Annotated in this window: 5 protein-coding genes and 2 pseudogenes; 5 read left to right on the forward strand and 2 right to left on the reverse strand. The window is 64.0% G+C overall.

Annotated elements, in window-relative coordinates; genetic code table 11:
- Window positions 1-470, forward strand: a pseudogene (locus tag D2T30_RS22480) (transposase); the annotation flags it as partial.
- A gap of 780 nt (window positions 471-1,250) precedes the next feature.
- Here D2T30_RS22480 and D2T30_RS22485 read toward each other — a convergent pair.
- Entirely contained in the window at window positions 1,251-1,967 is a 717-nt protein-coding gene (locus D2T30_RS22485; protein ID WP_128210605.1) for a helix-turn-helix transcriptional regulator, read from the reverse strand.
- Between the two features lie 65 nt (window positions 1,968-2,032).
- Here D2T30_RS22485 and D2T30_RS22490 point away from each other — a divergent pair, with 65 nt between their 5' ends.
- From D2T30_RS22490 to D2T30_RS22510, 4 genes are all read left to right on the forward strand, one after another.
- Window positions 2,033-2,620: a glutathione S-transferase family protein gene (locus tag D2T30_RS22490; protein WP_128210606.1), complete on the forward strand. Its 588-nt coding sequence runs from the start codon at window positions 2,033-2,035 to the stop codon at window positions 2,618-2,620.
- Window positions 2,621-3,225: 605 nt separating this feature from the next.
- Window positions 3,226-4,143 carry a sulfurtransferase gene (locus tag D2T30_RS22495; protein ID WP_128210607.1) on the forward strand — a complete coding sequence of 306 codons (918 nt, stop codon included), beginning with the start codon at window positions 3,226-3,228 and terminating at the stop codon, window positions 4,141-4,143.
- Window positions 4,144-4,208: 65 nt separating this feature from the next.
- Window positions 4,209-5,339, forward strand: a complete 1,131-nt coding sequence (locus tag D2T30_RS22500; protein ID WP_128210608.1) for a YeeE/YedE thiosulfate transporter family protein — start codon at window positions 4,209-4,211, stop codon at window positions 5,337-5,339.
- 285 nt (window positions 5,340-5,624) lie between these two features.
- Window positions 5,625-8,150, forward strand: a complete 2,526-nt coding sequence (locus D2T30_RS22510; RefSeq protein WP_128210609.1) for an AAA domain-containing protein — start codon at window positions 5,625-5,627, stop codon at window positions 8,148-8,150.
- Here the strand turns inward: D2T30_RS22510 and D2T30_RS22515 are convergent.
- Window positions 8,110-8,232 (reverse strand): annotated as a pseudogene (locus tag D2T30_RS22515) (IS5/IS1182 family transposase); the annotation flags it as partial. The gene D2T30_RS22510 and the pseudogene D2T30_RS22515 overlap by 41 nt on opposite strands.

The following is an 8,232-nucleotide window of genomic DNA, read 5'->3' on the forward strand; positions in this document are numbered from 1 at the left end:
CGGTGGAGATGACCGGTAACCGCATCGGCGATGCGCCCGTTCTGCCCGACTTGCTGGCGCAGATCCCGGCTGAAGAGCGGATCGGCAGTGTCACCGCCGATGGGTTCTACGACACCAAGGGCTGCCATGCCGCCATCGCGGCCCGAGGCGCCGATGCCGTTCGGGCCCGCCCTCGGACACCAATGGCGGGCGGACCCTCACTACCTCCGCGACGAAATGCCAGGGGCTGGAAGGGCCACGATCCCGGCCTGCAGGCGCGAAACGAAGCGCTACGTGCCTGAAGGCGGTTCGGCCGGGCCAACTGGAAGAAATGGTCCGGATACCACCGACGAAGCCTGGTCGAAGCCAAGATGCGATGCGTCAAGCTGCTCGGCGAGCGCATCATGGCCAGAGACTTCGACAGGCAGGATGCAGAGGTCCAGATCCGCATCCTCCGCAGGTTCTCTCGAACCGTCGCCCATCGGGCTTGAACCGATGGCGCCTCGATGGGCAACCGTTCACCTGCTCAGTCATGAACCGCTTCACATCACTCGGCACGCCCGAGACCGTCCGCAGGCGCTGACCATAGCCGGGAAAGAGACAAATCCGACCTCATCCCGAATAGCGCAACAAAGCCGTCCGCTCGCGTCGATTATATGCGCCACGGGCAACAGCATGAAGGCGTTTGGATGTACGCGCGGCGACGATCAGCCACCGTATTGGGATCGCTTGGGAAAGAGCAATCCCCAGCGGCGCGCAAGCGATTCGAGTTGGTTCACCATCGCGCGGGAGAAGGGCGTTGCGGCCTGTATCGGCGCGGGGGCGAACCGGTGGGCGGCGGCCCATGTCTCCGATGTGGCGCGGCTCTTCGCGCTGGTTCTGGATCGCGGTGCATCCGGTCTGCGCTATCATGCCGTCGCCGAACAGGGGGTGACATTGCCGGGGCGGTTGCGGCCGGGCTGGGTGTTCCCACGGTCTCGCTTACCAAAGAGGAATCCGGGCGGCATTTCGGCTGGTTCGCGATGTTCGCACAGATGGACATGCCGGCATCCAGCACGGTGACCCGCGAGCGTCTCGGCTGGCAGCCCTCCGGTCCGGATCTGCTGACGGATCTCGGGCAGATGGACTATGGGGATTGATCTCAGGCAGCGCATGCAGAGCCGTTGCCCGTTCCGCCCGGCGTGTATCCGTCTCCGTCAGCTTTACCCGAAGCTGACGGATCATTCCGATCACCGTCTTCCGCGCTTCACCCTCTGCCCGCGCCGATGTCGTCAAGGCCCTGACGATGCGCCCCGGCGGGACGCCATCTCCGCCCTGCCCTGCACATAGGCGCGCATCAACGGCACCCTCTGCGGGCGGAAGCTTTCCTGCATGGGTTCCAGCACAGAGATCCGGTTGACATGGAAGACCCGGTAATCCATCCGCAGCCGGCAATGCGCCAGCAGCATCAGGTTACGATCCCCGTAGGACAGGCCAAGCGGCCAGATCACCCGCTCGGACATGTTGTCCTTCAGGTCGGTGTAGAGGATCCTCACCGCAGTTTCATCCCAACAGGCGTGGCGCAGGACGGCAAGGTCGATGATGGGCGGATCGCGGTCAGGTCCGACGGAAAAGCTGCGCATGACCGCATGCAGCGCCTGACGCGGCTGATCGCCGGGAAGGGTGGCGATGATCCGCGCCATGGCCTCCCGCGCGGCCATGGTCATCTCGGCATCGCCGATCCGGTCCAGCGACTGCACCGCCAGCAACAGCGCCTCGATCTCCAGCCGGGAAAAGCTCTGCGGCGGCAGGGCGGGATCCTCGGTCAGCACATAGCCGACGCCCGCCTCGCCGTCGATCAGCGCGCCCCCGGCCCGCAACGTGGCGATGTCGCGGTAAAGCTGGCGCTGCGAGACGCCGGTCTCGGACGCCAGCCGTCCGGCCGTGACCGGCGGGGGCAGACGACGCAGCACATCCATCAGACGCATCAACCGGTCGGTGCGGGCCATCCTGTCACCTTCTGTCAGCAGGGCTGGACTAGGGATGTGGCGGCAAACAGCAACGGAGTCAAATCATGCTGACCTTCTACCATGCCCCCAACAGCCGATCGACCAGCGTCAAGCAGCTGATCCTGGAACTGGGCATCGCGGATCAGATCAAGACGGTCGAGGTAACGATCCCGCGTCAGGACGGATCCGGCGCACGAGATCCGGCCAACCCGCATCCCGAAGGCAAGGTCCCCTATCTGACCGATGGCGAAGACACGATCCGCGAACGGGCGGCGATCATCCTCTATCTGACCGACCACTTTCCGCAATCCGGGCTGGGCCGTGCCATCGGGCATCCGGAACGCGGGCGCTACCTGTCCTGGCTGGCCTGGTATCAGGGCGTGTTCGAGCCTGTCGTGATCCTCAACTGGGCCGGGGTGAAACATCCGGCGGTCGAGGCTTCGCTGCGCGATTACGACACGGCCCTTGCCCGACTGGACGAGGTTCTGCTGCGGCAACCCTATCTTCTGGGGCAGGACTACAGTGCCGCGGATCTGCTCTGCGCGGCGCCCTTCGCCTGGTTCGGGGATGCGCTTCCCTCGACGCTCGCGGTGCGGAGCTGGGTCGCGCGCTGCGTGGACCGGCCGGCCGTTCGCATGACGGACGAGCGCTGACACACCGTTCGGGCATTGATCGGGCCATCGGCCAGCCAGAGTTCTGGGCGGTCGTGTCCCGGCGTTGTCCGATTGGAACAGTCAGGCAGGGTTGTCGTCCAGCCTGAACACCCTCCCGTGGCTGCATTCGGGATCCTCGATCGTTATCAGATCGCTTTCCTTTAACGGCGGCCTCGCAAGGAATCCTCATTCCGGGATACGAGGGCGCCGTGGTCTTAGGCATGCCACCCTACGACTCATCCGCGCCCGAGAGGAGCGAGCCTGCTTATCAAGCTGCGGGGCGGCTGAACTGCGAAAAGTCCGGGGAACCGGCCGTGCCGGAGGCACCGGACTTGATCCATGGACCTCATGGCCGATCCCCCGACATCTCACCGCGCTTTGCGCGTGTGATTCTGCCGGTTCACAGGCGATTTGGTGAAACCCTGTTCCCGTATCGGGGCCAGCGGGAAGATTCCGGTTCATTCCCGCGAAACAACGCCAGACCCGTTTCATTGCCCGCATCGGGATGTCGTCTAACATGGTTTCGTGGTCGGTTTCCGGCCCGGCAGAAACGATTGTCGCAAACACCTTTTCCGGCCCCTTCGGCGCCGCTTTCAGGAGACGCCATGGAACCGTTTTTCCGTTCCCTTCTTGCCGGGGCTCTGGCCCTTGGCGCCACCGTTGCCAATGCGAATGACATTGGCCCTCTGGTCACGACCGAGTGGCTGGAATCCAACCTGCAGAACCCCGAGGTCCGGCTGATCGAGGTCAGCGTCAACCCCGGTGTCTATGAGCGCGGCCATATCCCGGGCGCGACGAATGTCGTCTGGCACACGGATCTGGTCGATCCGGTCCGGCGTGACATCGCCAGCAAGGAGCAACTCGAAGGCCTGCTGCGCAACGCGGGCGTGAACCAGGATTCGACCGTCATCCTGTATGGTGACACCAACAACTGGTTCGCCGCCTGGGGCGCATGGGTGCTGGATGTCTATGGGGTCGAAAATGTCGCGCTGCTCGATGGCGGCCGCAAACTGTGGGAGGCCGAGGGCCGCCCGCTGGCGACGTCGCCCGCCGCGCTGGCAGCAGGCAATATCGCTCTGAAGGAGGCGAACACCGATCTGCGCGCGCTGCTGCCCGATGTCGTCGCGGCGGTGGACGCAGGCGATCACGTGATCGTCGACATCCGGTCCCCGGATGAATTCAGCGGGAAGGTGATCGCCCCCGAGGGCTTCAAGGAAACCGCCATCCGCGCAGGCCATGTCTCGGGTGCGGTGAACGTGCCATGGGGCAAGGCGGTGCAGGAAGACGGCCGCTTCAGATCGCCCGAGGAACTGAAGGCTCTCTATGCCGAGGCCGGGGTGGATGGTTCCAAACCCGTCATCACCTATTGCCGGATCGGTGAGCGGTCCTCGCACACGTGGTATGCGCTGAAGAAGATCCTGGGCTACGATGTGCGCAACTATGACGGATCGTGGACGGAATACGGCAATGCCGTGGGTGTTCCCGTCACCAATCTTGCGGGCACGGTCTGGACCGGACAATAAGCCGTCCCTGTCGGCCTGCCCTTGGGGCGCGGCATTCGCCGCGCCCTCTTCATGTCGGAGACTTCATGACATTCAATCGCATCCTTCCTGCGGCGGTCTTTCTGGGGGCGCTGATCGTGCTGTTTCTGGCCTTGCCTGCGCGCGACCCCTTGGGACGGCCTCTGCCGGTGGCGCTGGCGCTTGGCGCGGCGTTCGGGATCGTGCTGCAACGGTCGCGCTTCTGTTTCTGGTGCAATGCGGCGGACTGGTTCCGCGACCGCAACCCTTCGGGACTGATCGCGATTCTGGCGGCGTTGGCGGCGGGTGCGGTCGGCCATTGGGTGATCGCGGGCGCGTGGTTGCCCGATCCCTCCACCGGGCGCCTTCCACCCGATGCCCATATCGGCCCGGTGTCTTTGACGCTGGCGGCGGGCGCCTTTGTTTTCGGTCTGGGCATGGCGGTCAGCGGATCGTGCATCTCGGCGCATTTCTACCGGCTGGGAGAAGGGGCCTATGGTTCCGTCATCGCGCTGGCCGGAGCGGCGGTGGGGTTCGTTCTGGGCTTCCTGTCGTGGAACTGGCTGTGGCTGAACGATGTGATTTCCGCCCGGGTGATCTGGCTTCCCGCCTTTCTCGGCCATGACGGGGCGCTGGCTCTGACGTTGGCCCTGATCGGCGCGCTCTGGCTGATCCTGCGTCAGCGCGGGGCAGGGGCCTCCACCCCCGCCGGGCGCTGGCCCGGTGTTCTGGGTGGCGTGCTGATCGGGTTCATCGCGACGCTGGCGTGGTTCCGGATAGGGCCGCTTGGGGTGACGGCCGAGCTCGGTTCCCTCTCGCGCACGGCGGCGGTGGATCTGGGCCTGTTGCCGGATACACTTCTGGGGTTGGACGGGCTGAGGGGCTGCGCCACCGTGGTCAAGGAAGCTCTGCTGTCGCGCAATGGCGTATTCGTCGTCGGGCTGGTGCTGGGCGCAGCGGCAGCGGCCCATGCGGCGGGCGACTGGAAGCCCGCCTTTCCCGCCGTGCGCGACGTGCCGCGCCTGTTTCTGGGCGGCGTGATGCTGGGCTGGGGGGCGATGGTCGCGCTTGGCTGCACGGTCGGGGTGATCCTGTCGGGGATCATGGTCGGCGCCCTGTCGGGCTGGGTGTTTGCCGTCGCCTGCCTTGCGGGAGCATGGACCGGCTGGCGCCTGCGCGCTGTGCGGCAGAGCGTGTAACGGGGGCACGACCACGCATCGGACGAAGTGCAATGGTGTCGCCCCTGATACGCATCGGGGCTGCAGATGCAGGTTGCCTCCTAGCCGGGCGACATCTCTTGATGGCGGCAGACCGAAGAGGCGTGCTTCCTGTTCGACAACCCCGGCGATCACGCCTCCGCTCGCCCGGAAGTGGACAGGGGCGCGCTGCGGGATTTGCTGATCGGATCACTTCCGGCCAGGACGATCAGATGCGGCCGGAAGGTCACGTTGTGCCAAGGGTCGTTTCCAACTGCAGGCCACCCGATGCAGAACGAATTCGGCGGCAAACCGGCTAACAGGTCGGTTATAGATATCCCGAGCGCCGTCGATCTGTTCGATACGGCCTGCCTGTATCAGCACGACCCGGCTGGACAGCGCCAGTGCCTCTTCCTGATCATGGGTGACATAGACAATCGTCAGGCCAAGGCGATTATGCAGATCGCGCACCTCGGCGCTCCGAGGCCTCGCGCGCTTTTTTGGCGCAACATCCGTCGGACCGTCGACGCTCTCGGTATCGTCGACGTCCAAGGGCTGGTTCACGGCAATCTCTCAACTGTTTCACTGATGACAGAAGGCGCGGAAGACCCCGACTTCCAACTTACCGGCTTCGAATGGAGCCTCTGGTTCTCCGCCGACAGAGCCGAGCGTGCGCATGCCAGACCGGGCGAAAGCTCTGAAGCCATCCGCGCCAGGCGCTACTCATTCGAAGAGGACTGGAGGGCGCTCGGCCGTATGACAGCGCGATGCCTCGATGCGGTCGTGCGCGCGTCGGGCGACATCCGGACCGCGGGTAATTCCGAGACCGCAATTCCCCTCGGTCTCGCCGAGCGCGCGCTTCTCAAGCAGCTTGTAGCACCGACACTGTTCGACAAGCTCGATGCCATTTCGATCGCCCGGGCAATCGATGACATTGTCGCCGAAGTTGGCAGGCCCGGCTCGGCCCGCTCAGGCAGCTTCATTCTAAACTTTTCGCAAAACACCGGGGTGGGAGATGCTGTTTATACAGTCACCGATGGAGCGATTCCGGCGGATGAATATCGCGACCAGCTTGACTGGGTGCGCGCTGATCTCGACCGCGGCGTTGCGCTGTTTGTCCCGCGCGGGTTCGATCCCGGGCAGAGCCGTCTCCAGTTGGTAAGCGACCAAATGGTCTACACGCTTGCTCCGCTCCGCCAGGACGGGACTGCTGCTTGGGACGTTGCGGTTTGTTCGCAGATTAAACCCCGCAGCGACGCCCTACGCATTGGGGGGCATGAAGAACATGACCTCGTCCAGCCGATCACAGTTGCTACGACGGTACGTAGCGGAACCGATTTGCGCGCCAGACTCGGTCCCGAAGCGCTTGACTTGAGGGGCTTTGCCACGACTGGGAAAGGAGTCATGGCTCACGGCCAAGGCGATCTGGTACGCCAAGCTCTCCTACTCATCCAGATCGTCGAAGCGATCATCAAGTCACTTGAAGTGTACCCGCTGGAGATACTCGAAATCGAGCGCAGGGACGGCCGCCACTATGCTATCGTCAGGGCCGGGCCAGATCATGATCGCGACAAGATCGCGCGGAAGGTCGGCTTGGTCGACACCAAGAATGCGCTCAAACGTCTGTTCGAGGACAACCATCGCGACGGTGATGCCAAGTGGCGTATGTCACAGGCGGCGACGCAAGGTGCCAGCCGCGCCGGCGATATTATCGCAACATTCATCGAATTGCGTGAGCATCGTGGCCGCCATGGGTATTGCTTCGAGATAGATGAGGCCTTGCCACAAAACGGCCCGTTCTTCCTGCGAACAGAGCGTGATACTGGCACCGAAGGGGTGATCACCGGAACATCAAGGCGCTTAGCGCACGCGTCGATCTTGCCGAGATGCTGGCAGATCCTTGTCGCGTCCGACGCTCGAGTCGCGAGGCGCTCGATGAGGTTGCGCAGGCCGATGAGCATTTTCAGGATCTGGATCTTCCCAAGCGTTCGGCGCTCAACGCACTCTGGTCTACGCTGCCCTCATATTACGTTGTCGGTCCGCCGGGCGTGGGCAAGACCCGCCTCGCTACCGAGATCGTCCCGCCGTCGCTTCGCCCAGGATCGCCCGACCCGGATTTTACTGACCGCGCAGGGGCATGATGCGCTCGATCACCTTCAGGCGGAGGTGCAGGCGACGCTCCACGCCACCGCGAGTGAACGACGCCCCCGAAGCGATCAGGATCTCCACGCTACCGGACTCGACTACTTGCGCCACCTCTCGGAAAGCCCGATCGCCCGCGATGCACCAGGGCCGTTGCGCGTCCGCGTAGTCCAATTGCTCAACGCTGGTCAGAGGCTTTCCAGGTCGAAGGATGCTGTCGAGAGGGATGATCGAGTCGCACTAAATGCTGTCTCCAGCCTCATCCTCGACGCCGCCAATATTGTCATCTCCACCGCCAATTTTTCAAATGTCGAGCGCTTGGTCGAGACGCGCGTGCAATTCGATTGGGTGATTGTCGAGGAGGCCGCCAAGGCAACCGGACCCGAACTCGCCGGTCCCATGATGTTGTCCGGACGCCGGCTGCTGATCGGCGACCATCACCAGCTTCCCCCGTTCGAAGCCGACCGGCTGGTCAAGGTGCTCCAGAACCACGCGTTGGTCCTCCAGGCAATCGAGCTGTCCGAGCAATATGTCGGGCTGTTACTGCGGGACGGTGACACCGCAGAGCTCACCGCGCTGCTCTGTTGCACAAATCAGCTGAAGTCCGAGGCTTGCCTTTCCCCGAAGGGACTTATGCCTTGGGTTCCGTTACGGGGATTCCGAGCGCGGTGAAGCCGTTCAGGACGGCAACTCGGACTTGGAACTCCGCGACCTGACGGTCGAAGTCTCGGGCGGACAGGCGCTGGCCCAGCAG

Origin of the sequence: Paenirhodobacter populi, assembly GCF_004022215.1 — a bacterium.
Lineage (GTDB): Bacteria > Pseudomonadota > Alphaproteobacteria > Rhodobacterales > Rhodobacteraceae > Rhodobacter > Rhodobacter populi.

Bases quoted from the DNA above. Each gene is read 5' to 3' on its own strand.
- D2T30_RS22490 (WP_128210606.1), top strand. From the start codon at position 2,033: ATGCTGACCTTCTACCATGCCCCCAACAGCCGATCGACCAGCGTCAAG.
- D2T30_RS22510 (WP_128210609.1), top strand. From the start codon at position 5,625: ATGCAGAACGAATTCGGCGGCAAACCGGCTAACAGGTCGGTTATAGAT.
- D2T30_RS22495 (WP_128210607.1), top strand. From the start codon at position 3,226: ATGGAACCGTTTTTCCGTTCCCTTCTTGCCGGGGCTCTGGCCCTTGGC.
- D2T30_RS22500 (WP_128210608.1), top strand. From the start codon at position 4,209: ATGACATTCAATCGCATCCTTCCTGCGGCGGTCTTTCTGGGGGCGCTG.
- D2T30_RS22485 (WP_128210605.1), bottom strand. From the start codon at position 1,967: ATGGCCCGCACCGACCGGTTGATGCGTCTGATGGATGTGCTGCGTCGT.